The organism is Paenibacillus vortex V453 (genome assembly GCF_000193415.1).
GTDB lineage: Bacteria > Bacillota > Bacilli > Paenibacillales > Paenibacillaceae > Paenibacillus_AQ > Paenibacillus_AQ glucanolyticus.
The window spans coordinates 49,844-72,112 of record NZ_ADHJ01000010.1 but is presented as its reverse complement, the minus strand read 5'-3'; the positions used below and the strand labels follow the sequence as shown (position 1 = coordinate 72,112).

Annotated in this window: 19 protein-coding genes, 1 tRNA gene and 1 riboswitch; of the genes, 8 read left to right on the top strand and 12 right to left on the bottom strand. The window is 49.9% G+C overall.

The genetic code is table 11. From position 1 onward, the window contains the following. A partial coding sequence (locus tag PVOR_RS05155; RefSeq protein WP_006208037.1) for a WIAG-tail domain occupies positions 1–633 on the top strand: 633 nt, incomplete at its 5' end. A gap of 118 nt (positions 634–751) precedes the next feature. Here PVOR_RS05155 and PVOR_RS05150 read toward each other — a convergent pair. Beyond that, the gene (locus tag PVOR_RS05150) at positions 752–1,999 is read right to left on the bottom strand and encodes an MFS transporter (RefSeq protein WP_006208036.1); all 1,248 of its coding nucleotides are present in this window, start codon (positions 1,997–1,999) and stop codon (positions 752–754) included. 356 nt (positions 2,000–2,355) lie between these two features. Between PVOR_RS05150 and PVOR_RS05145 the strand changes: the two genes are divergently transcribed. Both PVOR_RS05145 and PVOR_RS05140 read left to right on the top strand, forming a co-directional pair. Further along, positions 2,356–2,874 carry a sigma-70 family RNA polymerase sigma factor gene (locus PVOR_RS05145; protein WP_006208035.1) on the top strand — a complete coding sequence of 173 codons (519 nt, stop codon included), beginning with the start codon at positions 2,356–2,358 and terminating at the stop codon, positions 2,872–2,874. Continuing rightward, complete coding sequence (locus tag PVOR_RS05140; RefSeq protein ID WP_006208034.1) at positions 2,871–3,719, top strand: hypothetical protein; 849 nt, start codon at positions 2,871–2,873, stop codon at positions 3,717–3,719. The genes PVOR_RS05145 and PVOR_RS05140 overlap by 4 nt, the downstream gene beginning before the upstream one ends. Before the next feature lie 351 nt (positions 3,720–4,070). Here PVOR_RS05140 and PVOR_RS05135 read toward each other — a convergent pair whose 3' ends face one another. From PVOR_RS05135 to PVOR_RS05125, 3 genes are all read right to left on the bottom strand, one after another. Continuing rightward, positions 4,071–5,132, bottom strand: a complete 1,062-nt coding sequence (locus tag PVOR_RS05135; protein ID WP_006208032.1) for an NAD(P)-dependent alcohol dehydrogenase — start codon at positions 5,130–5,132, stop codon at positions 4,071–4,073. A 39-nt stretch (positions 5,133–5,171) separates the two neighbouring features. Then, positions 5,172–6,848, bottom strand: a complete 1,677-nt coding sequence (locus PVOR_RS05130) for a glycoside hydrolase family 13 protein (protein ID WP_006208031.1) — start codon at positions 6,846–6,848, stop codon at positions 5,172–5,174. 312 nt (positions 6,849–7,160) lie between these two features. Further along, entirely contained in the window at positions 7,161–9,413 is a 2,253-nt protein-coding gene (locus PVOR_RS05125; RefSeq protein ID WP_006208030.1) for an ATP-binding cassette domain-containing protein, read from the bottom strand. A 290-nt stretch (positions 9,414–9,703) separates the two neighbouring features. Here PVOR_RS05125 and PVOR_RS05120 point away from each other — a divergent pair, with 290 nt between their 5' ends. Then, positions 9,704–10,279, top strand: a complete 576-nt coding sequence (locus PVOR_RS05120; protein ID WP_006208029.1) for a 5' nucleotidase, NT5C type — start codon at positions 9,704–9,706, stop codon at positions 10,277–10,279. Further along, the gene (locus PVOR_RS05115; protein ID WP_006208028.1) at positions 10,276–10,506 is read left to right on the top strand and encodes a hypothetical protein; all 231 of its coding nucleotides are present in this window, start codon (positions 10,276–10,278) and stop codon (positions 10,504–10,506) included. The genes PVOR_RS05120 and PVOR_RS05115 overlap by 4 nt, the downstream gene beginning before the upstream one ends. A gap of 46 nt (positions 10,507–10,552) precedes the next feature. Here the strand turns inward: PVOR_RS05115 and PVOR_RS30945 are convergent, their stop codons facing one another. The 4 genes from PVOR_RS30945 to PVOR_RS05100 all read right to left on the bottom strand — a co-directional run bounded on the left by PVOR_RS30945 (position 10,553) and on the right by PVOR_RS05100 (position 14,898). Then, positions 10,553–10,708: a hypothetical protein gene (locus tag PVOR_RS30945; RefSeq protein ID WP_006208027.1), complete on the bottom strand. Its 156-nt coding sequence runs from the start codon at positions 10,706–10,708 to the stop codon at positions 10,553–10,555. Positions 10,709–10,817: 109 nt separating this feature from the next. Further along, on the bottom strand, positions 10,818–11,093 hold the full coding sequence (locus PVOR_RS05110) for a phage holin family protein (protein ID WP_006208025.1): 276 nt from the start codon (positions 11,091–11,093) through the stop codon (positions 10,818–10,820). A gap of 257 nt (positions 11,094–11,350) precedes the next feature. After that, entirely contained in the window at positions 11,351–13,156 is a 1,806-nt protein-coding gene (locus PVOR_RS05105) for an ABC transporter ATP-binding protein (RefSeq protein ID WP_006208024.1), read from the bottom strand. Continuing rightward, a complete protein-coding gene (locus PVOR_RS05100) occupies positions 13,153–14,898 on the bottom strand; it encodes an ABC transporter ATP-binding protein (protein ID WP_036644115.1) in 1,746 nt (581 codons plus the stop codon). The genes PVOR_RS05105 and PVOR_RS05100 overlap by 4 nt, the downstream gene beginning before the upstream one ends. 346 nt (positions 14,899–15,244) lie before the next feature. Between PVOR_RS05100 and PVOR_RS05095 the strand changes: the two genes are divergently transcribed. Further along, positions 15,245–15,577: a hypothetical protein gene (locus PVOR_RS05095; RefSeq protein ID WP_006208022.1), complete on the top strand. Its 333-nt coding sequence runs from the start codon at positions 15,245–15,247 to the stop codon at positions 15,575–15,577. A gap of 228 nt (positions 15,578–15,805) precedes the next feature. On the opposite strand, the gene PVOR_RS05090 is transcribed toward PVOR_RS05095, so the two are convergent. From PVOR_RS05090 to PVOR_RS05075, 4 genes are all read right to left on the bottom strand, one after another. Continuing rightward, the gene (locus PVOR_RS05090) at positions 15,806–16,537 is read right to left on the bottom strand and encodes an N-acetylmuramoyl-L-alanine amidase (RefSeq protein ID WP_006208021.1); all 732 of its coding nucleotides are present in this window, start codon (positions 16,535–16,537) and stop codon (positions 15,806–15,808) included. Beyond that, on the bottom strand, positions 16,518–16,778 hold the full coding sequence (locus PVOR_RS30545; protein ID WP_040680226.1) for a hypothetical protein: 261 nt from the start codon (positions 16,776–16,778) through the stop codon (positions 16,518–16,520). The genes PVOR_RS05090 and PVOR_RS30545 overlap by 20 nt, the downstream gene beginning before the upstream one ends. A 6-nt stretch (positions 16,779–16,784) precedes the next feature. Further along, positions 16,785–16,856: transfer RNA gene (locus PVOR_RS05080), tRNA-Thr, on the bottom strand. Between the two features lie 107 nt (positions 16,857–16,963). After that, positions 16,964–17,269, bottom strand: a complete 306-nt coding sequence (locus PVOR_RS05075; protein ID WP_006208019.1) for an MTH1187 family thiamine-binding protein — start codon at positions 17,267–17,269, stop codon at positions 16,964–16,966. A gap of 357 nt (positions 17,270–17,626) precedes the next feature. After that, positions 17,627–17,859: riboswitch (cobalamin riboswitch) on the top strand. Positions 17,860–18,048: 189 nt separating this feature from the next. On the opposite strand from PVOR_RS05075, the gene PVOR_RS05070 reads away from it, so the two are divergent. Next, the gene (locus PVOR_RS05070) at positions 18,049–20,382 is read left to right on the top strand and encodes a ribonucleoside-diphosphate reductase subunit alpha (RefSeq protein WP_006208018.1); all 2,334 of its coding nucleotides are present in this window, start codon (positions 18,049–18,051) and stop codon (positions 20,380–20,382) included. Positions 20,383–21,193: 811 nt separating this feature from the next. Further along, positions 21,194–22,225, top strand: coding sequence for a ribonucleotide-diphosphate reductase subunit beta (locus tag PVOR_RS05065; RefSeq protein WP_006208017.1), 1,032 nt, complete (start codon positions 21,194–21,196; stop codon positions 22,223–22,225). Positions 22,226–22,269: the final 44 nt, after the last annotated feature.

Here is a 22,269-nt window from a genome sequence, read left to right as displayed (position 1 = left end):
ATCGAGAGCCGTCATCTCGCTCCCGATGCCTTCGACAACTTCACCTTAAACGAATGCTCGATCACGGGCGATAAAATTGCAGAGGCCACTATTACAGGAGAGCATATCGCCGCTGGCTCCCTATCCGGCATCCAAATTGCCGACGGCTCCCTTACCGGCACTCAAATCGCCGAGGGCTCTATCGACAGCAGCCATCTCAGCCCGGATGTCTTCAGCAACTTTACCATAGACGAAGGATCAATCACTGGGGGAAAAATCGCAGAGGTTTCCATCACAGGAGCACATGTTGCCGATGGAACGATTACCGGACAACAGCTGGCTGAGGGTACTATCACGACAGAACACTTGGACTTTACTCCAATACGCGGCATAGCTGGACAGCCGAAGCTGCAGCAATTCGGAATGACTCCTTTCGTGTTTGGAGCTGATGCACTGACCGAGGTAACCGTCCAGTTCGATGAGCCCTTTGCCGGAATTAATTATGTCATAGTAGGGATGAGCAACAATCCGGGCTTCCAGATCTCCTTGAAGTCCCAGCGCGAGAACAGCGCCGTCTTGGAAGTGATCCGTCAGCAAAACTGCAATCTTGCCTACGGCTTCATGTCCTGGATTGCCATCGGTCCTTCCCTGTAACCTCCACACCAATTCAAGGAGGCTCTCCCGCAGCATCCAACGGGAGAGCCTCCTATTTCAATGACCAGATTGTTCAAGGATGCAAAAAAAGACGAGTTTTAAGCTCGTCTTTTTTCCATTAATTCAGAGATGAATCTGTGCGGAGCCCCTCACCTATTTCCGGTAATCTCGAACGTATCCGCAAGGCATAACAGCCCGAAATGAACATAATCGCAGCTGCAATGATATACGTAGCCCGCACACCGAATTGGTCGGTAATGAAGCCGAACAGCAGTGTGGACACGCCGAATACCAGCGATATCAGAGCACTTTGAGCCGCATACACTTTGGGCAGCAATCGAACGGACACACTTCGCTGCAGGGTGGTTTGTAGCGAAACAGCCTTCAATTGTTCGAACATACCAAAGCCGGCCGAGAACACGAGTGCCAACCAGGGCAACGAGGTAAGTCCGAAGCCGAACGTCATGAAGCTGATGCCAAAGGAAGAGATAATTACAAACTGACGGATGTTGCGGTCAATCACCTCCGCAGCTCTCATTCCAAACAGTCCGCCAAGCATGAGCCCGAGGAAGAAGCTTGCATTGATGTAACCCCACCACGCCTCTTCCCTATGCAGCACCTCCGCTACATATACATAGATGATAGCCGCAATCCAGATCACACCCGCAATCGTCTCCAGCACAAAAATCACATGGATCGCCCGGAGTGAGGGCTCCCTCCAAATGAGTATCCACCCTTCTTGGATCGAACTCCAATGCGATACTCCGGATTTTTCCTTCTGCCCTTGGGTTGTTTCATGCTGATCCTCGATCAGCCTCATGAAAATAGCGGCGGCCGCAGCCAGAACAAAGGTAACCCATATCACATTGCTGCCCCCAAGGGCTGCCACCAGCAGTCCTCCTACGGCCCATCCGCCCAGTTGAATCATCTGATCGACAAGCGCTATGAAGCTGTTCGCTTTCGTTAACTCGCTGGTATCCACGAGACGCGGCAGCATGGCATGGCTTGCAGGCGCAGCCCAGCCATCAAGCAATGAGATGAGGAATACGAATCCGAGAATGGCGTAGACCGTCATCTCCTGCTCACCCAGCGCATAGTCGGTCATGATCAATAGAAATAACATGGCCGTTTTTCCAATTTGAGACGAAGCAAGCAGCGACTTGAGATTGTATTTATCCATTAAAATGGGCGCAAAGCTCCCGCTTATAAACCGTGCCATCGTTGTGGCAAAAGGAATCAACGCCATAAACATGGCAGATCCTGTTATCCCATGAACGATAGCCATCAAACCGACAATATAAAATAAATCGCCGCTGTTGGCGAGTGCCTGACCCACCCAGAGATAACGAAAAGATTTCCTCTTCATCTTTCTACCCCAATTCTGTATTTAGTTGTGTTGGTTAGGGTAGAAAAACCTACATACTCTGGCCTCCAGACATTTTATATGCTTAATATAGTAACATCATTAAAGACTCCTGTTAAGGTAATGGCTTATTTTTCAGACCCTCCCTTTCCCTGCCGGTATCAGCTTTTGATGACCCTGATTTTACTGGTACATCTCCCCATTCGCCTATTTTTTGTCCCAAGCTAAAACTATTTGCCCGGCTCCAAGGTCTAATGATCAGTCCAGCGCACTCAAGTACTTGAGATGATCCAAGCCAGCCAATGAATAGATCAAACGAATTCGTGCAATGACATTAATACTAGTGCTAGTAGTTAGGGGTGAGTGAACTGAGAGCGAAAGAATCGCAGCAAAAACAGTTCAGCGAAAATATTGAGAAATGCAGAAACAAGTTATATCGGGTGGCCTATTGCTATGTCAAAAACGAGCAAGAGGCGCTGGATATCGTATCGGAGGCGACCTATAAGGGGTACCTCGCATATGAGCGGATGAATACGCCGCAGTACTTTGATTCCTGGATGACCCGAATTGTCATTAACGCTGCCATCGACCATCTCGGTCGTAAAAAACGGGTTACCTATATGGAAGACCACGCTCAAGACTATGCAGCTGCCGAGCATGCCGTGCCACTGGAAGAAAAACTGGATTTATATGATGCGCTGGACAGACTGATGCCAGAAGAAAAAACCTATATCATTCTGAAATTTTTTGAGGATCTGCGCTTTCGAGAAATGGCGGATGTGCTGTCATTATCCGAGAACACCGTCAAGACCAAGTTCTACCGCACTATCGGTAAATTAAAAACGTATCTAATCGAGGGAGAGGTCGATCGTCTATGACAGGAAAAGAACGCTATGAACACATTGAAATCCCAGCCCAGCTTGCCAGCGTTATGGAATCGGCTCAGAGAAAAGCAGCCGCACGTAAAAGATCCATGCGAATGATGAGGTACTCTTCCGTTGTTGCAGCAGCCGTTGCCCTGCTCTTCGTGATAAATATTCCGACGGTGGCTAATGCCCTATCCAAAGTACCCGTAGTGGGCAGCATCGTTCAGGTGCTCCAATTCGGAGGCGGAGGCGAAGTCACAGACGGTGTTACCGTGGGAACGGAAGCTTCCGAGGATGTGTTCAAGATTCATTTTGACCAGGAGGGCCAGTCCGTTTCCAGCGTACCTGCCTACACTGTGGATCACCGTGATGCGCCAAACCGTCTGATCTTTACGTTCAACGGGGTTCGAAACTTTGATTACGAAACCATCAAAAAAGATATGCTGGCGCTCCCGCTCGTGAAGGATGTCTATGAAAACGTCATTTTGGATGATTCGGCCATGCGATTTGTTGTTGAACTGAAGGATGGCGTGAAACATACCGTTTCCGAATATAAAGATCCTGGGTATATCGAGCTGAAGCTCACTTCTACCGGCGAGCCGGTAACACCGCAAGAGGTCTTCTACATTCGCAGTGAAGAGATGCCGCAAGGGGAATCCCTCGCTATCCTTGAAGAGATTTATATTGAAGACGATGTGACTTTCATCAAGACCGCCAGCAGCAACTTCATTGCGGTCATTGGCGGATTTGATACCCGTGAAGAAGCCGAGCAGAAGCTCAGCGAAATCTCGGCTCGTGAGAGCTACAGCGATGATCTCCGCATCGACAGCTGGATGAGCAATGAACGCCCGGACTAATCCGGATTATCAAAAAAGCACCGCTCCGACAAATGTTGGAGCGGTGCTTTTTATAGGATTCGACTTCGCTCTTTAGCGTTATGAGAGTGTCAGACCCGGAAGCGACTCTCCGGCTGCAGGGGTAGAGCTTCCACACGCGCGGTGTTCGGATATTTGATTCCCGCTCCGGTGTTCAGCACCACCACGGTACACCGCTCCAAATCATATTTGCCAGCCTCCCGTTCATGTCGTCTATTTATTATTTCAGGATATTCCGACTTTTTAACTATTTACAACAGTTTATTATGCATACAAAAAAGCAGGGCTCCTTCCCGGAGCCCTGCTCATTCTTTCGAAAAATTCAGCTGAATATTATGCGGTTGGATGAGGATAGATCATGACTTTTACACTGGTATCCTTCTGCGTTCTGGCTAGCTCGACGGCCTCCTCAATCTGATCTAGCGAAAACCGATGGGTGATGATGTCCCGTATGCGGCTGTCCTTGTTCTGCAGCATCTGAATGGCGGCCGGATAAGTGTTCGCGTAGCGGAACACCCCGAATACATCCAGCTCGGCATCAACCAAAGCGCCAATGTCCAACGGAATGGCATCGCGTGTCGGCAGGCCTACAAATACAATCCGTCCCCCGCGATTCACGTAACCGATCGAATCCGAGATGGCACCGGCATTACCGGATGTTTCAATGATAAGATCAATCCCTTGGCCGCCCGTAAGTTCGTACAAGCGGTCGGTAACGTCCTCCTCCAGTGGATTGATCACGCCGGAAGCTCCCATCTGAAGGGCCAGATTACGACGGTATTCAACGACGTCGCTGCCATATACCTGAGAGGCCCCGGACATTTTGGCGGCTTCGATAGCCAGCAAACCGATCGGTCCCAGCCCGAGCACAAACACTCGATCCTCCGGGCGGATACGCCCGCGGCGGACGGCATGGAGGCCTACGGACAGCGGCTCAAGCAAAGCGCCCTCTTCAAAGGACATCTCATCCGGCAGACGGAACAGAAAATCGCTGCGAACCGCCACGTATTCTGCCCAAGCCCCATCCACCGGAGGCGTGGCCATAAATACAACATCCGGACACAGGTTGTAGCGCCCGCTCTTACAATAGGAGCAGCGCCCGCATGTGACACCCGGCTCTACGGCCACACGGTCGCCGACGGCCACGTTTGTCACCTTTTCTCCTGTTTTTACAACAACTCCTGCAAGCTCATGTCCCAGAATCAACGGTTCTTTGACCTCATACCTGCCTATTCGTCCGTGCTCATAGTAATGCACATCCGAACCGCAAATGCCAATGCAATAAACCTGAATCAAGGCCTCATCCGGCTTCGGCTCCGGAATAGGGACCTGCTTCACCCCAATGGATAAAGGGCGATCAAGAACCGCTGCAGACATCATGTTAAGTTGTGACAAACTGCATTCACCTCTAATCTCAAGAAATCGCTTTCTTACTTAGTTTACACGATAAACTATCGCTTCATAAGGCTTTAGAGTGAATTGATTCAAACTTCGGTCAGAACGATCATAATTCGAGAGTACAACTTCCGGAAGAAGGTCACGCCATTCCGCTGGAAACTGAAAATCTGTCGTTCTGCCATAAAAGTTCAGCACGATCAGATAGCTTTCCTTCCCTAAGGTTCTGGAATAAGCGAATATTTCCGGATGCTCCTGAAGTAAAGCCTGATATTTACCGTAGATCAGCACTTCACTGGATTTGCGCAGACGAATCAATGCTTTATAGTAATTCAAAATGGAATCAGGATCCGTTAGCTGCTGCTCCACATTGATCTCGTGATAATTCGGATTGGAGCGGATCCAGGGCACAACGGTTGAGAAGCCGCCATAGAGCGTGTCATCCCACTGCATCGGCGTCCTTGCATTGTCCCGAGCCCGGTAAGCTATTCTGCGCATCGTCTCGGATACGTCCTTCCCGTCAAGAAGCCGCTCTCGATAATAATTGTAAATCTCGACATCCCTGTAATCACTCAGCTCGGCAAACTCCACATTCGTCATCCCGATTTCCTGCCCCTGGTAAATAAACGGCGTTCCCTGCATTAACATAAAAAAGGTCGCCAGCATCTTGGACGATTCCTTGTGATAATGAACCGGATCGCCAAAGCGGGATACCGAGCGCGGTTGATCATGGTTTTCCAAATACAGGGCATTCCAGCCTACGCCCTCAAGACCGGTCTGCCATTTGTTCATGATGCGCTTCCATTCAGCCAAATCCCAGGTTGCATAATCCCAACGTCCTTCAGGACCAAAATCCAGATTGACGTGCTCAAACTGAAAAATCATGTTCAATGCTCCGCTCGTTTCCCCGATCCAGCGATCTGCTTCAGTTATCGGTATTCCGCTCGCTTCGCCAACCGTCATGATATCGTAGTCTGCAAAAGCTTCCCGTTTAAATTGCTGGAGAAACTCATGGATTCCCTCAATATTCCGGTGACCCGGGTTGGAGTCCACGTAACGGAGATTGTTCGGGTTTGGCATATCCGGTAATCCCGGAAGCTTCTTAATATGGGTAATCGCATCCACCCGAAAACCATCGATCCCTTTATCCAGCCACCAACGGATCATGCGAACCAGGTCATGCCTGACCATTGGATTCTCCATGTTTAAATCGGGCTGCTTTTTGGAATAGAGGTGGAGGTAATACTGCTCCGTATGTGCGTCATACTCCCAAGCGGAACCTGTAAACACCGACTCCCAGTTGTTTGGCTCCGCCCCGTTCCTGGCATCCCGCCAGATATAATAATCACGCTTCGGATTGCCACGGGAGGAACGGGACTCTATAAACCACGGATGCTCGTCCGAGGTATGGTTGATGACAAGATCCATAATAATACGCATGCCCCGCTTATGGATTTCTGTCATCAGCAGATCAAAGTCGGCCATCGACCCGAACTCCGTCATAATGTCCTGATAATCGCTGATATCATAACCGTTGTCGTCGTTAGAGGATCGATAGATGGGACAGATCCAGATGATATCAATCCCTAGATCCTTCAAGTAATCCAGACGGGACATAACCCCTTGCAAATCTCCGATGCCGTCTCCGTTTGAATCCATGAAACTGCGCGGATAAATTTCATAGGCAACGGCTTCCTTCCACCATACTTTATGCATTGTTGTATCCCCCGTTTAAATAAAGCTCATAGCGCTAATTCTATTTGGATAAGCTGCTTCGTGGACCCATAATCATGACCTGCCTGCGCGCATCTGGAAAAGACTAGCCCACCTGCCTTTTCCTGCAGGCTGATGCAACATACAGTATTGCCTTATAGGGTATCTTATAAGCCTAAGAACCATAGAATGGCTGGACCAAGGGGAAACGGGGTCCAGCCATTCTATGGTTTACACTGCGGCTTCCTCCAAGTCCCTATTAGGGACTTGCACCGCTATAACAACGCGCCACTTCCTTGACGCGACTTCGTCCAGTTATCCCTTCACATACTTTCCCGTCAAGGAATGTTCCGCTGTAATCAGCTCAGCAGGGGTTCCCTCAAACACCACCCGGCCTCCTCCGCTGCCGCCCTCCGGTCCAAGGTCTATGATCCAATCCGCCTGGCGGATTACATCCAGATTATGTTCAATGACGATCACCGAGCTGCCGTTAACGACCAGTCGGTTCATCATATCAAGCAAATGTCCGACATCTGACATATGCAGCCCGGTTGTCGGCTCGTCCATAACATAGATCTTCCCCTGCTTGTGCAGCTCGCTGGCCAACTTGATGCGCTGGCATTCGCCACCGGACAGGGTGCTCAGCGGCTGTCCCAGCGTCAGGTAATGCAGGCCCACATCGTCCAGAGTCGCCAGACGCTGCCTGATCTCTTTTTTCTCGAAAAAATCGAGCGCCTGCAGCACCGTCATGTCCAGCACGTCCGTAATCATTTTTCCATGGAGTTTATACTCCAGCACGTCATCCTTAAAGCGCCTGCCGTCACAGGTGTCGCACAGAGTCTTGATGCCTTCCATAAATGCCAGGTCGGTGTAAATGAAACCGAGTCCGCGGCAGTCGGGGCATGCCCCTTTTGAATTGAAGCTGAACAAGGACGGACTCTGATGGTTAACCTTGGCGAACAACCTTCGGATGTCATCCATAATACCCGTGTAGGTGGCAGGATTGGAACGAATCGAAGTGCTGACGGCGGACTGGTCGATGACAACAGCCTCAGGATGCTGGGACAGGAAGGCATGGTGAATCAGTGAACTTTTGCCGGATCCCGCTACCCCCGTTACCACTGTCAATACGCCTTCCGGAATATCCACGGTTACATTTTTCAAGTTATGCTGATTGGCATCGGTAATCCGCATCTGCCCGGTGGGCATCCGGAAATGTTCTTTCATCGGCATGCAGCGTCTCATATATTGCCCGGTTAACGTTGCCCCCTGACTATGCAGCTGCTCAACCGTACCCTCGAAGACAATTTCCCCTCCCCCGGTACCCGCATTCGGTCCCACGTCCACCACATGGTCGGCAATCCCAATCACATCACGGTCATGTTCCACCACCAGCACCGTATTGCCCTTGTCACGAAGTTTCATCAACATCCCGTTCAGACGGTGAACATCCCTTGGATGCAGACCGACACTCGGCTCATCAAAAATATACATCATATCCGTCAAACTGCTGCCCAGATGCCTGACCATCTTCACCCGCTGCGATTCTCCTCCGGACAGCGTGGTGGTCTCCCTGCTCAGCGTAAGATAGTCCAGTCCCATATCCACCAGGTGCTGCAGACGCTCCGATAAGCTTGCCACCATACCGGCGGCTACCGGGGCCGTAATCCCCATAATGACCTTTCTCAACTCTCCGATCTCCATGGCTGCACACTCGGCGATGTTATACCCATTAATTCTGCAGCTCAATGCTGCTTGGCTCAGCCGTGTTCCTTGGCATAACGGGCAGGTGCCGTGCGCAATAAAGTTCTTCACGTGATTCAAGGTTCTTTCGGACAACTCGCTGCTGTCGCGCTCGATATAGAGCCGATTGAATTTCAGCACAAGACCTTCAAAGTCAGACTCCACCGGTCCTCCCTTGGACGGAAACCTCACCTTACCCTCCTTGCCGTACAGGAGAAGATTCCACTCCGCTTCGGAATAGTCGGCCAGCTTCTTGTCATTATCAAAAAAACCGGACAGCGTGTAATTCTTCAAATACCAGCTATCCACCGAAAAAATGGGAAACCGCACCGCCCCCTCATTCAAGGATTTGGTCGTATCCAGCAGTTTATTGAGATCCAGTTCCACCTTCTTGCCAATTCCCTGACATTCCGGGCACATGCCCTGCGGGTCGTTAAAAGAAAAAACATTGGAGTACCCCACAAACGGCTGCCCCACCCTGGAAAACAACAGACGGAGTATGGCATACAGATCGGTAATCGTCCCCAGCGTTGAACGCGAATTGCCACCCAGATGCTTCTGGTCAATGACAATGGCCGTAGACAAGTTCTCGATTGCATCAACATCAGGCTGGCTATGCCGCGGGAGACGATTGCGGACAAAAGCGGTAAAGGTCTCATTGAGCAGTCTCTGAGCCTCTGAACTGATGGTATCAAACACGATCGAAGATTTGCCTGAACCGGATACCCCGGTAAACACCGTAATCTTCCGTTTTGGGATTTGCAGCGAAACATTCTTCAGATTATTCTCCCGGGCTCCACGAATCCGGATATATTCTTGCGGCATGGCGTTTCCTCCCACATCCCTGTAATACGCTAATTATAGAAGGGGAATTATGACATGTACTGTCATAATGGATGAAAGAGTTTATGATTTATCGCGATATTCCCTGGGCAAGGAAATAACAGGAAGGTTGCAGGCTATATTAATGCTATACTTAAATAGTAATGTGTCAGGATTATATAAATCCTATATTGTTCCATTTCTGATTTCGATTTGCCAATTCTGAGCTTGTCCATTACAATAACGAAAATCATTGATTCCAGATTTCATGATTACAGGAGAGTAGTAATGATATGAGCAAAAAAATAGTAGCCATTGATATGGATGATACGATCTGCCATCTGATACCCAAGGCCATTCAGTATCACAATCTGCAGTACAAAAATCCTCAGCTTACGCTGGATCAGATTACCGATTACAACCTGAACGAGATTTGGCATCCTGAATGCTCGGAAGAATTCTTCTTCGGAAAACCGGGTTTATATGAAGAACTTGAACTTTTTGATGAATATACGATTGACGAAGTCCACAGAATGACACATGATTATGACGTCATTGTTGTAACCGCAGCCCGCCCCTCCTCGGTGCCGGAGAAGTGGAGATGGCTGCAAATGCACATGCCTTTTATTCCATTCGAGAATTTTTTCGTAGCCAAACGCAAGGATTTGGTGGAGTTCGACCTGCTTATTGATGATGGACCCCATAATGCGATTGCCGCGAGAAAAGCCGGAAAACAAACGATTCTGATTCCGCGTCCCTGGAACGCCCGCATTCAGCATGAATTTATTCTGAAGGATTCCTGGAAGGGAATGCATGAATTAGTAGACCAAATTTTATCAGATTCTAACCATCAAGGGGATATGAAATGAATACAGACCGCAATAGCCGGTACCTATCACAGGACGTCCACTTTTTTGCTGCCGCCTTATCGGAAACACTGGTTTCCGTATGGGAGGAAGATCCCGCAAGCGTTTACGTGGAGATTGAACGAGGGTATATTGAATGCTACACACCGGATGTCGTCCGCATCCGCAATGAAGAAACAGGATATCTCACTCACTACAGCCGTGACACCGCTATGTTTCAGCGGATGTAATACGATAAGAGCCGCCTCCCGGGAGGCGGCTCTTTTATGGCCCAGTTTATCTTTTCGCTGACAGGACAAGAAACAGGGTGGCGAGCGGCCCCAGCAGCAAAGACAGCAGGAACCAGTTTAATCCCGTTCTGTTTTTTCCTTGGGCCAGCCCGGCATTGATTAATGCCAGTGTCCCCCATCCGACATAAAATTCGTTATTCATGGTATTCCCTCCGTCACCGTGTTCTGTTTATCCTGATTATTACGCACGGCAGCATAGATCGTTGCAGCAAATGGAAAGGACAGGGTATGCTCCCTGCCCAAGCGAGCCCTTACTTCTTCCTTGTCGCAATGGCCTCCGCCGTCTGTTTAACGGCCTGATGTCCGAATACGGCAAATGCTCCTGCGAGTATACCCTGAATGATATTTTCTACGCTCCAGCCAATCAGGCCGGCAGTAAACAGGATGGAGACCACAATAACTACGTATACAATGCTCCAGTTCGGAACCTTAGGCGTTTGCTTCAGCACATATCCGATCACCCAGCAGGCAGCAACAACCATGAACAGCCGCGGGTCAATCAATTGAAAAATGACACTCCATTCCATCGTAAACCCACCTTCCCTATTGATCTCCTACATCCTATTCCATCAGTCTATCGACCGGCTTGTATTTATATCCTTATTCTTGTGAGCAAAATAATAGAATCAGGGGATGGCGATTAACGGCAGCGTTACACACGGCCCATCATGTTGCATACTCCCAAGACATACAAAAATGGCAGCTCCCGACGGACGGAAGCTGCCATAATCGATGCTTGCTCAATTCAAAAAGTCCCCAATTCCAAATCTGCATTCCTGTGCGGTTATATCTTGCTTACCTCGACTTCATCTCCTGCCGCGGCTTCCACCTCGACAGCGGATTGTTCACCTTGCCATAACAGCTGCATCTCTTCGCTTGTGGCAAGCAGATCCGCCAGGCTGCCTTCAGCCTCGATCCTGCCATCCTTCATGACGATGATATGATCTGCCTTCGAGAGAGCCGCCCTGCGGTGCGATACCGCAATACAAGTAACGTCACGCTCCTTGAACAGTCCATCCCACACCAACTGCTCCGTCTCCACATCGAGCGCGCTGGACAGATCATCAAAGATAAACAGATCCGCACCCGTCATCAGCATACGCGCCGTAGCCGCGCGCTGAATCTGTCCGCCGGACAGCATGACGCCCCTCGGGCCGACAAACGTCTCCAGTCCCTTATCCAGGTTCTCGATGTCCTTCTCCATGACGGCAAGACGAATGGCCCGTTCGAGAGATTCCTCTGCCCGATCCTTTTTCCCCTGCACAATATTCTCTCTTAGAGGATCGCTGAACAGTCGTGGAACCTGTGGTGTATACGCTGCGCGAGGCGGCATGAGGAAGGTGGCCGGATCGACCTCTTCTCCGTTCCAGCGGATCGAGCCCTCCTCTTTTGGCAGCAGTCCGAGCAATGTCCGAACCAGTGTCGATTTGCCAGCCCCGATTCGTCCGGTGACCACCAGAAATTTGCCGCGCTCCAGACGGAGATTAATATCCGATATTCCATTCTCCGAATTCGGATAATGATAGGATAGGTTCCTGACTTCAAGCTCTTTCAGCTTCTCCCCCGGTTCTCTGGTGATGACAGGCAGTTCCGGCGGATCTTCGTTCAGGTACGTTTCCCGAGCCTCAATAATCTGATCTTCCTCACCCGGGCGAAACAGTGACCGCATCCGGTCAAAGGAAACCTTAAGCCGCTTGTGCTGGAACACCATATAACCGAACAATGAAATACTGAAGCCGATATTCGCCAGATATGTCGTAAACAACGCAAAATCTCCGACGGTAAAATGTCCGGCCTGCATTTCAGCAGCGCACATCAACAGAATCAGACCCGTGCAGATGCTTAATACATGCTGGTTCAGGGATCTCATCCACTGTTTAAACAGATTATCCTTCAGCGCTGCCTGACGGCGGTCTTCATTCAGCTTCGTGAAGCGCTCATGAACATGATCTTCGGCCTGTCCCAGCTTCAAAGCTTGAACGGCACCAAAGGTTTCTGCGATGAAACTCGTAATCCGCCCCGTCGCTTCACGGTTCTTCAGCCCGTAGCGGCGAGCCCGGTTACCGGAGAGATTGTTCAGCAGTGTCACCACCACGAGTGGCAGGACGGCTACCAGCATGATCTTCCAGTTGATGCTTGCCATGACTGCAACGGAGACAATCGCGAACACGAGTCGTCCCCAGAAGTCCACCCACGACTCCGCATACTCTACAACCTCATCCACGTCATCGCGGAAGCGGCTCATCGCCTCCCCCGGCGATGCTGGCAGATTTCGTCCTGGCCAGCGCATGATGCCTGCCAGCATATTGGTTCGCAGAATAGCCTGAATGTGATAGATATACGTTACCCAGGCGTAGAACGCGGCGAAGAATGTGCCTACGCGGGAGAACCTGACAACCGCAATGAAGATGAGCGGCATGGCAAGCCACACGTAATCCGTAGAGTTCGCCGTTGCCCGATCAAAGAACCACTGCATGCCAAGCCCAATTAACAAAGGCAGTGAATGAAAGATACACCATAGAATTCCGTTCACGATAAATAAAGATGGCCGGTAGCGAAACAAACGCCCGATAAATCCGGTAATCGTCATGCAAGCTCCTCCTCTCTGCCCGTAATCAGCAGTCTGGCATAATGTGAAGCCGGATCTTGTGCAAGTTCTTCCCGTGAGCCGAATTCCAGAATCCTTCCGTCACCCAGCACCATAATTTTATCCACCTGCTCCAGCGTGGCCAGACGATGCGCAATAATGATGCCCGTACAACGGCTCATCAGCTGATCCACAGCTACCTGCAGCATCGTTTCCGTTGCGGCATCCAGGCGTGAAGAGGGTTCATCCAGAATCACCAGGCTCGGCTGCGTCAGGAATACCCGGGTTAAAGCGAACAGCTGTGCTTCCCCGGCAGACAGCGAGGATCCGCCTGTTGTCAGATGCGTTTCCAGGCCCTCCGGCTGTGCATCGATCCACTGACGAAGTCCAAGACGCTCCGTCGTTTCCAGAATGAACGCGTCGGATACACCCTTATCAAACAACGTCAGGTTGTCGCGCAGCGACCCATCAAACAGCTGCACGTCCTGCGTTACCATACCGACCCGGCGGTACAGCGCAGGCAGCTTCAGCTTCGTAATATCGGTACCTCCCACGCGGATTACCCCGCTGTCGATGTTGTACAGGCGCAGCAGAATTCGGCTTAGGCTTGACTTCCCGCTTCCGGTGCGCCCGATAATGCCAAGACGTTCACCCGGCTTAACGGTAAAATTAATGTCTTGCAGCACCGGTTTATCTTCGTTGTAGCTGAAGTTAACTCCCTCAAACTCCAATCCGAGCGCACCCTCGGGAAGCTCTTCTTGCTCTCCGTCCACAATCTCGCTCTTGTTGGACAGGAGTTCCCTGGAGCGGAGCATGCCGGATTTTGCCTTTTGAAACTCTTGCACCTGATCGCCCAGCATCTCAATCGGGTCGTTCAGCATCTGTGTATATTGATAGATCAGGAACAGGGTTCCCAGCGTAATCTCGCCAATCAGATAATAACGGACCCCCAGTAACAGCACAGCGGTAACGGCAAGGGCAAACAGAACAACCGTGGTATTCCAGGGAATGACCCGCAGCATCCAGGCTTTTCTCCCTTTCAGGAATACACTGCGCATCAAGCGGTGAAACCGATTCATTACGTACGGTACATTGCCGTTCGCCTGAACGTCCTCAATGCCTGCGATACGCTCTTCAATCAAGCCGAACAGCGAAGCACTGGCTTCCCGTTCGCTTTTGGATGAATTAACGCCCATGTTCCGGATGAACACCATAAACAGAATCGACAGCAGCGTGAAGACCGACATGACGATGGCGATAGGCAGACTCACCGTGAACATGAACCCCAATATCCCGGCCAACAGCACAAAACTGCCGATGACCTGCACGATAAACATCGCAAAAAAATTCGAGATGCTGGTAACATCACCATCGACTCGCTCAATCATTTCGCCTGGCGTCTTGACGTTATGAAACCGCATATCCAGACGCAGGCAATGCTTCAAAAGATCGCCACGCAGCCGGTTCGTTGCACGCCACGAAATATCGTTACCCAGATAACTGACAGCCACCGTAATCAGCTGGTTAATGACAGCCACAACCAGGAATAATCCCGCCAGCTGAATCAGGCTGGCCAGAACACCGCCACCAGCTGCCGTATCGATAAACCGTTTAATAATCTGCGGATTCAGCAGCTGCAAGCCTGTCGACGTCAACAGCATAATAAGCAGAAGCAGCAGTCGTCCTTTGACCGGCTTCAAATATCGCAGCAGCCACGACATAGAAACCTTTTCTTTTTTGGGCACAGTGCCCACCCCCATATGCAAGCAAGTATGTACAAACCTCCATCACCCAAAAAAACAAGGCATGTTGGCAGTAAATCATTACCAGTCTACATGAAAACCACAGCCATTCCTAGGTAAAGAATAATTATAATGGGATGTGCGTTTATTCAGGAATGCATGATACATAAATGTCGCAGCCACGCGAAATTTCCCGGTTGGACATGACTATGAAGAAAGCTCATTTATTTTTTTATTCCTATATAAATCTTCCAAGTCAAGACCCGCTTCAAAAAAAATCGAATCCCATAATTCAGCATACTCGTATATGTATAATAGAGTGACGTGCAACTTTTTGGAGGTGGGCATAATGAATACTGGGATCAGTGGATTAGACGGACTGGATGAAGAGAAGCTATTGGAAATTCGAGAAAATGCCTCAAAGCTCTCAGATATGAAACAAGAGGTGCCCGTGGAAGAACTGTTCTCGGAATCATTTATTCAACGGCATACCAAGTTTTCTTCCATAGATCACTTGCTGAAAGCTGCTGGTTACGAGGGAAGCACGGATGAAGATTTTGACATATTCATACAAGGAAGTACGATTAACCCGTTTATCGTTGAACATACCCCATTTCGAAGCTGGAAGGATTTTCAGGAATTAGCCGTATCCGCCTATATCACGAAATGGCTGGGATTCTAAATAATGTTGGCAGAATATCAGGTCCACACTAAGGTCTAGTTGAGGATCGAAAGAGCAGAGGATCGAAAGAGCAGAAGACCAAAGAAGCCCCTCTAACCGAAGTTAGAGGGGCTTCTGATATATTTTTTAAGGGGTGCTTTTATTATATGCTGCGAATCTTAATGGGAGATTAAATTTTAATTAAGGGGAACTAAAATGTGGCTGGACGATTGGCTCATGGGTTATGGGTTATGTCTCCTTTGTTATCGTTGCTGTCTTTGTTTTATTGTCCCATCCCACGGTTGCACCCAGTGCCTCGGCAGTCGCCCGAAGCGGTACATAGGTCACCCCGTTAATCAGCTTGCCATCCTGAATTGGTTTGCCGTTTACAATAACATTCACCTTATCACTCACCTCACCAGCCGCCTCCTTCTTTTGCAACCCGAGATATTTTGCAATGCCGGCAACATGACCATCGATGAGGGCACCCACGACATCCTCTCTCTTAAGCTTGGCTGCATCCGCGGCAACATCAACAAACAAATTTTCTGTCAGTACCGCAGGCATGTTCGATTCACGGACCATGTGCAGGTTCTTTGCCTTCTGCCCCCTGTCGATTACGTTAAAAGGCTTTAAGGCCGTCATGATCTCGGTATGAAGCACATTTTGCAAAGAGGCTGTTGCAGCCGACGTATGCGTGTACTTATAGGATTCGAAGCCACCGGCTCCTCCTCCTGCATTACAGTGGACGGAAACCAGGATATCTACCCCAGCCTTGTTAGCCGCCTCGGTCCGCTCCATTAGCGTAGGAAAAACATCCGCAGATCTGGAGAGCAGCACCTGCACGCCATTGTACTCGGCCTCCAGCCGGTTTTTCACGCTCAGGGACACCGCTAGCACGATGTCCTTTTCCAACAGACCATGAGCAGCCGCTCCGGTATCTTTTCCACCGTGGCCTGGATCAATAAATACCTTCTTCATCTCCCTTCACCTCATCTTTCCGAGCCGCAGCCCGTTTCATCTTTTCGACAGCGAAGGCCACGAACAAACTCGAATAATATGAATCGCTTACTATGTAATATATGATATAAAATGCCGAATGATAGGGCGCTCTCTCCTTAACAAGAATAGCCCCCGGATCACCCAGGGGCACAAAAAGCACGCCTTGCGGCGCCATTTTTATATCATTCCAGCCAGAAATCAGGATATGATCTCCTTGCAATGAACATGCTGGTGAAGGGAATTGAACCCCCGACCTACGCATTACGAGTGCGTTGCTCTACCCCTGAGCTACACCAGCATATGTGGTTCGAAAACAAGCCTCCACGAACAGCAAAATTATTATAATACTTTAGCAGCAAAATACAAGTCCCAGCCTAGCCGGAACATCCCTTGCAATAAGCAAGATTATCCGCCTAATTTTTCCTGCACCGATTGAATCTTTTGCTTGCTGGAGGAGACTTGATCCCTGCGGTCATCAATCTTGACCGAAGTCGATACGCGCTGGGCTCCAGATAGAAATGGCGCCTCATGCAGAGCTTCAATCGCTCGCCAGATCATATTCAGCTCGCCCTCTATGATGGTGCTCATCGAAGTCAGCTCATATGTAATCCCGTCCTGTTGTTTCAATATACGCTGCATCTCGGCCACATAAGAGCTTAAGCTCGTTGTTGCTGTTCCAATCGGAATCACCGTCACTTCCGCTATAGCCAATACCAAAACCTCCCTCGCAACATCTCATATATAGAACTCTTCAATCTCCAGACACAGATATCATATCAATTCTGATCACTCATATCAAAGCCCCTAACTCGCTATTCACAATAAAAAATAGTCTGCTCCTTCCACCACAGATCCAGTACGCAACTATCGTATTTTGTCAAAACGATAATATACGTGGTATGTGTGCAGAAAAGGTCGCATTCGGTCACAATCCAGGAAATGTTATGGCCTTTTGACAGTTTCTTAGCTGGCACAATGACCGCTCGTTTGCTATAATTCTTTTTGCGTTCAATTTTAAGAATATGGTTTACAAACACAATATATTGGGTTAAATTAGATAAACAACAACCAAATATAGTGTGTATAGGTGCCGGAACAACCTATAAGGCGGTCCGGCTTAATAGGGAAGCATGGTGTAAATCCATCACGGTCCCGCCACTGTAAGGGCTCTCGGCTATTTATCCTATCCAGGCCGAACCAAATCATGGAATATTCTTCTGGCGGACCTCATCAAGGTCTTGGGGAAGGCTCCGATTTGTCAAAGTCCGAGTCAGGAGACCTGCCTGTACGCAGCCAACACCAACCTACGGGACATTAGGTAAGTGTTCGTTAAACTTGCGTCTGTACATAACATCATGCCCCTTCAAGGGCTTATGTCAAACGTCATTCACGAATCACAGCGCACGGACATTTTCAAGCCTGCGGGTTTTAGAAAATGTTTTTTTGATGTCCTTTTTCATATTTCCCCCTAAGAAAGCGAGGAATTATTCATGCCCCAGCTCGTAGTTAAACCGAACAACCGTCAGCTCGCCTTTGATGAAATACGCCTCTCTGTCTATGCCGACCGCAATCTGAAAGGATTGGACATGCTTGATAAAGAGCGCCTGCTTCGCGGCGTAAATGCTAAACTGCGCGGTGAGCAAGTCACCGGCGAAGAAATCAGCAGCGCCTTCACGATGTCCGCGCTTGAGCTTGTGACAAAAGAAGAGCCGAATTGGAAGTTTGCAGCTGCGCGTTCGTTTCTGACCTCTTTATATAAAAAAGCGGCCACCAACCGCCGATACAAAGCCTACCCGGAAGAGCCTTACGGTGCCTTCTACCCGCTCATCACAGAGCTTGTACAGAAGGGCATCTATCGCGAGGATCTTCTGACCAGCTACACCAAGGAGCAAATCGAAGAGCTCGGCGAATGCATCGATCCAAGCCGCGATTTGCTGTTTGATTACATTGGTCTTTTGACACTGGCTGAGCGTTATTTGGCAACCGACTTTGACGGTCGTGTCATGGAACTTCCGCAAGAACGCTACATGGTAATCGCAATGTTCCTCATGCACAACGAGCCAGCCGACAAACGTATTGACCTTGTAAAAGAAGCCTACTGGGCGATGAGCAACCTATACATGACAGCTGCCACACCGACCATGTCCAATGCAGGCAAAAAAGTAGCAGGCCAGCTCTCCAGCTGCTTCATTGATACCGTTGACGACTCTCTGGAAGGCATCTTCGATTCCAACACCGATATTGCCCGTCTCAGCAAAATGGGCGGCGGCATTGGCGTGTACCTCGGTAAAGTCCGTGCACGCGGCTCGGATATCCGCGGTCACAAGAACACCAGCTCCGGCGTTATCCCTTGGATTCGCCAATTGAACAACACCGCCGTGAGTGTTGACCAATTGGGAACTCGTAAAGGAGCCATCGCGGTTTATCTGGATGTGTTCCACAAAGATATTCTGTCCTTCCTGGATCTGAAGCTGAACAACGGTGACGAGCGTATGAGAGCCCATGACGTGTTCCATGGCATCTGTCTGCCTGACCTGTTTATGGAGGCTGTAGAGGCCCGTGAGGAGTGGAGCCTGTTCTGTCCGCATGAAGTGAAGAAGATCATGGGCTGGAAAGACGAGAACGGCCGTCCGCTTGGCCTGGAAGACTTCTATGATCAAGCTCAAGGCGATGGCGAGTTCCGTCAAAAATATGCAGAAGCCGTGGCGAACCCGCAGCTGCCGCGTATTACGGTACAAGCGATCGACATTATGAAACGCGTGATGAAATCCCAGCTTGAAACGGGTACACCGTACATGTTCTACCGCGACACGGTAAACCGTGCGAACCCGAACTCTGCACATGGCATGATTTACTCATCCAACCTGTGCACCGAGATCATGCAGAACCAATCTCCAACCGTTGTCGAGCAAGAAGAGCTGGTAACAAAGGATGGTCAAACCCGGATTGTTATTTCCAAAATCCCTGGCGATTTCGTTGTCTGCAACCTGAATTCCATCCACTTGGCTCGCGCTGTACCGGCCGGTGTGCTGGAGCGTCTCGTTCCTATCCAGGTTCGTATGCTGGATAACGTTATCGACATCAACAATATTGAAGTTCTGCAAGCCCAATATACCAACAGCCAATACCGTGCGGTCGGTCTTGGAACCTTCGGTCTGCATCACTTGCTGGCGCTGGAAGGTATCCGCTGGGAGTCCGACGAAGCCGTTGCCTATAATGACAACCTGTATGAACACATCAATTACCTGCTCGTGAAATCCAGCATGGAGCTGGCCAAGGAAAAAGGCCACTATCCGAAATTCAAAGGCTCCGACTGGGAGAGCGGCGAGTACTTCACGTTCCGCGGTTACACCGACGGCGAGCATGAAGGCAAATTCGTAACCACCGAACAGTGGCGTGAGCTGCAACAGGAAGTACAAGCCAATGGTGTCCGTAACGCTTGGCTGTTTGCCATCGCACCGAACGGCTCCACATCGATTATCGCCGGTTCCACAGCGAGCATCGATCCATTGTACGAACTTCTGTCTTATGAAGAAAAAACCACCTACAAAGTGGCTAACCCGGCTCCGGATCTGTCTGAAAAAACAATCTGGTACTACAAGACCGCTTTCCTGATCGACCAGCATTGGTCCATCAAAATGGCGGCTGCGCGTCAACGTCACGTTGACCAGGCGCAAAGCTTTAACCTGTATGTTCGCCCTGATATCCGGGCTTCGGAATTCCTGGAGCTGCACCTGCATGCATGGAAAGCCGGCATCAAGTCCACGTATTATGTGCGCAGCCGTGCGTTGACGATTGAAGAGTGTGAGTCGTGCGCAAGCTAAGAGTTTAATGTAAACTATTTCGAACCCGCCCAAACCCTCCCTTCCAAGGGAGGGCCCCAAGGGCTCTGCCCTCTGGACACCCGCAAGGTGTGCAGGGAATGAATGAGGCGCTTCTATGTTACTTTGGTGGCTAGGAGCGCTTTCTCCCTTCGGGAACGCTGGAATGTAGTGCGGGGACTATGGCGTTACTCGTGCGTTTATTGAGTTACTTCCTGCGTGGACCGCTCTCCCTTTGGGAGTCGCTTCTCATCTTGTGCAGGGACTAAGGCTGCTTCGTGCGTTTATTGAGTTACTTCCTGCGTGGACCGCTCTCCCTTTGGGAGTCGCTTCTCATGTTGTGCATGGAATAAGAGCTGCTTCGTGCGTTTATTGAGTTACTTCCTGCGTGGACCGCTCTCCCTTTGGGAGTCGCTTCTCATGTTGTGCAGAGAGTAAGAGCTGCTTCGTGCGTTTATTGAGTTACTTCCTGCTGGGATCGCTCTCCCTTTGGGAGTCGCTTCTCATGTTGTGCATGGCATAAGAGCTGCTTCGTGCGTTTATTGAGTTACTTCCTGCTGGGATCGCTCTCCCTTTGGGAGTCGCTTCGCATGAGGGTGCTACAAGCATCGAACGGCTGTAAGCGGGATTGAATATACTTTCTAATACAAGACTACAAGGGTAAGGGTATCCAAGCGGAAGATTTTACGTCCGCCTTTGAGAGCCCTTTGATACCATTAAATACATTCAAGCAAAGGGCGGACTACAGCGGCTGGAGAGTGGATACCCGTCCCTCAACCCGCCCTACTATGATATGCAAGGAGAGAGAATTGGCATGCAAATGCAAAAGATATTTAACACCGAAGCACCCAACCGCTCCACCCGTGTAATTGAAGGTGAGTGCTCCGGGATCTTGAACTGGAACGACATTCGGATGCCTCATATGTATAAACTATACAAGGTGCTGCTGCTGAACCACTGGATCGCGGACGAAATCCCGATGTCCAAGGATGCGCAGCAGTTCCCTACACTGGACTCAGAGGAACAGCGCACCTTCAAAATCAACATCTCCCTGCTGGCTGTGCTGGATTCCATGCAGACGATGTTTGTCAGCGATGTGAAGCGTTATTTTACCGACTCGTCACTCGAAGCCATCTCGGCCATCATCGGTCAGCAAGAGGTCGTTCACAATCAATCCTATTCCTACGTGCTCTCTTCCATCGTTTCGGATCAAGAGCAGAAGGAAATCTTCGAATACTGGAAGCATGATCCGGTTCTGCTGGAGCGCAATCAGTTCATTTCAGATATTTATCAGAACTTCCGCGATAATCCGTCGCCGCAAACCTTCTTTGAAGCTATGGTGGCCGACCTGATCCTGGAAGGTATCTTCTTCTATAGCACGTTTGCCTTCTTCTACAACCTGGCTCGCGACCAGAAGATGATGGCAACCAGCCAGATGATCTCTTACATTCAGCGTGACGAGAACCAGCACTGCTACTTCTTCGCCGAAGTATTCAAACAGCTGCTCAAGGATTTCCCAGAGCTGAACTCCCAAGAGAACATCGACTACCTGTACCGCACCATCGACCGTGCTGTTGAGCTCGAGACCAACTGGGCACACTACACGCTCAGCAATGTACGCGGCATCGATCTGAACGAGTTGGGCGACTACATCAAGTACATCGCAAACCGTCGTATTACGATGATGGGTCTGGAAAAAGCTTACCAAGGCGTAGACGTCAACTGCATGCCATGGATCAAGCCTTTCTCGGATGAAGCTCTGAACGCAACCAAAACCGATTTCTTCGAAGCCAAATCCCGTAACTACGGCAAGGTTGGCGACGACAACGGTTTTGACGATCTGTAACAGAGTCTTCAAAGTCCTTGGGACACCCGCAAGCTTTGCAATGA

Bases quoted from the DNA above. Each gene is read 5' to 3' on its own strand.
- PVOR_RS05150 (WP_006208036.1), bottom strand. From the start codon at position 1,999: ATGAAGAGGAAATCTTTTCGTTATCTCTGGGTGGGTCAGGCACTCGCC.
- PVOR_RS05140 (WP_006208034.1), top strand. From the start codon at position 2,871: ATGACAGGAAAAGAACGCTATGAACACATTGAAATCCCAGCCCAGCTT.
- PVOR_RS05130 (WP_006208031.1), bottom strand. From the start codon at position 6,848: ATGCATAAAGTATGGTGGAAGGAAGCCGTTGCCTATGAAATTTATCCG.
- PVOR_RS05125 (WP_006208030.1), bottom strand. From the start codon at position 9,413: ATGCCGCAAGAATATATCCGGATTCGTGGAGCCCGGGAGAATAATCTG.
- PVOR_RS05120 (WP_006208029.1), top strand. From the start codon at position 9,704: ATGAGCAAAAAAATAGTAGCCATTGATATGGATGATACGATCTGCCAT.
- PVOR_RS05115 (WP_006208028.1), top strand. From the start codon at position 10,276: ATGAATACAGACCGCAATAGCCGGTACCTATCACAGGACGTCCACTTT.
- PVOR_RS30945 (WP_006208027.1), bottom strand. From the start codon at position 10,708: ATGAATAACGAATTTTATGTCGGATGGGGGACACTGGCATTAATCAAT.
- PVOR_RS05110 (WP_006208025.1), bottom strand. From the start codon at position 11,093: ATGGAATGGAGTGTCATTTTTCAATTGATTGACCCGCGGCTGTTCATG.
- PVOR_RS05105 (WP_006208024.1), bottom strand. From the start codon at position 13,156: ATGACGATTACCGGATTTATCGGGCGTTTGTTTCGCTACCGGCCATCT.
- PVOR_RS05095 (WP_006208022.1), top strand. From the start codon at position 15,245: ATGAATACTGGGATCAGTGGATTAGACGGACTGGATGAAGAGAAGCTA.
- PVOR_RS05090 (WP_006208021.1), bottom strand. From the start codon at position 16,537: ATGAAGAAGGTATTTATTGATCCAGGCCACGGTGGAAAAGATACCGGA.
- PVOR_RS05070 (WP_006208018.1), top strand. From the start codon at position 18,049: ATGCCCCAGCTCGTAGTTAAACCGAACAACCGTCAGCTCGCCTTTGAT.
- PVOR_RS05065 (WP_006208017.1), top strand. From the start codon at position 21,194: ATGCAAATGCAAAAGATATTTAACACCGAAGCACCCAACCGCTCCACC.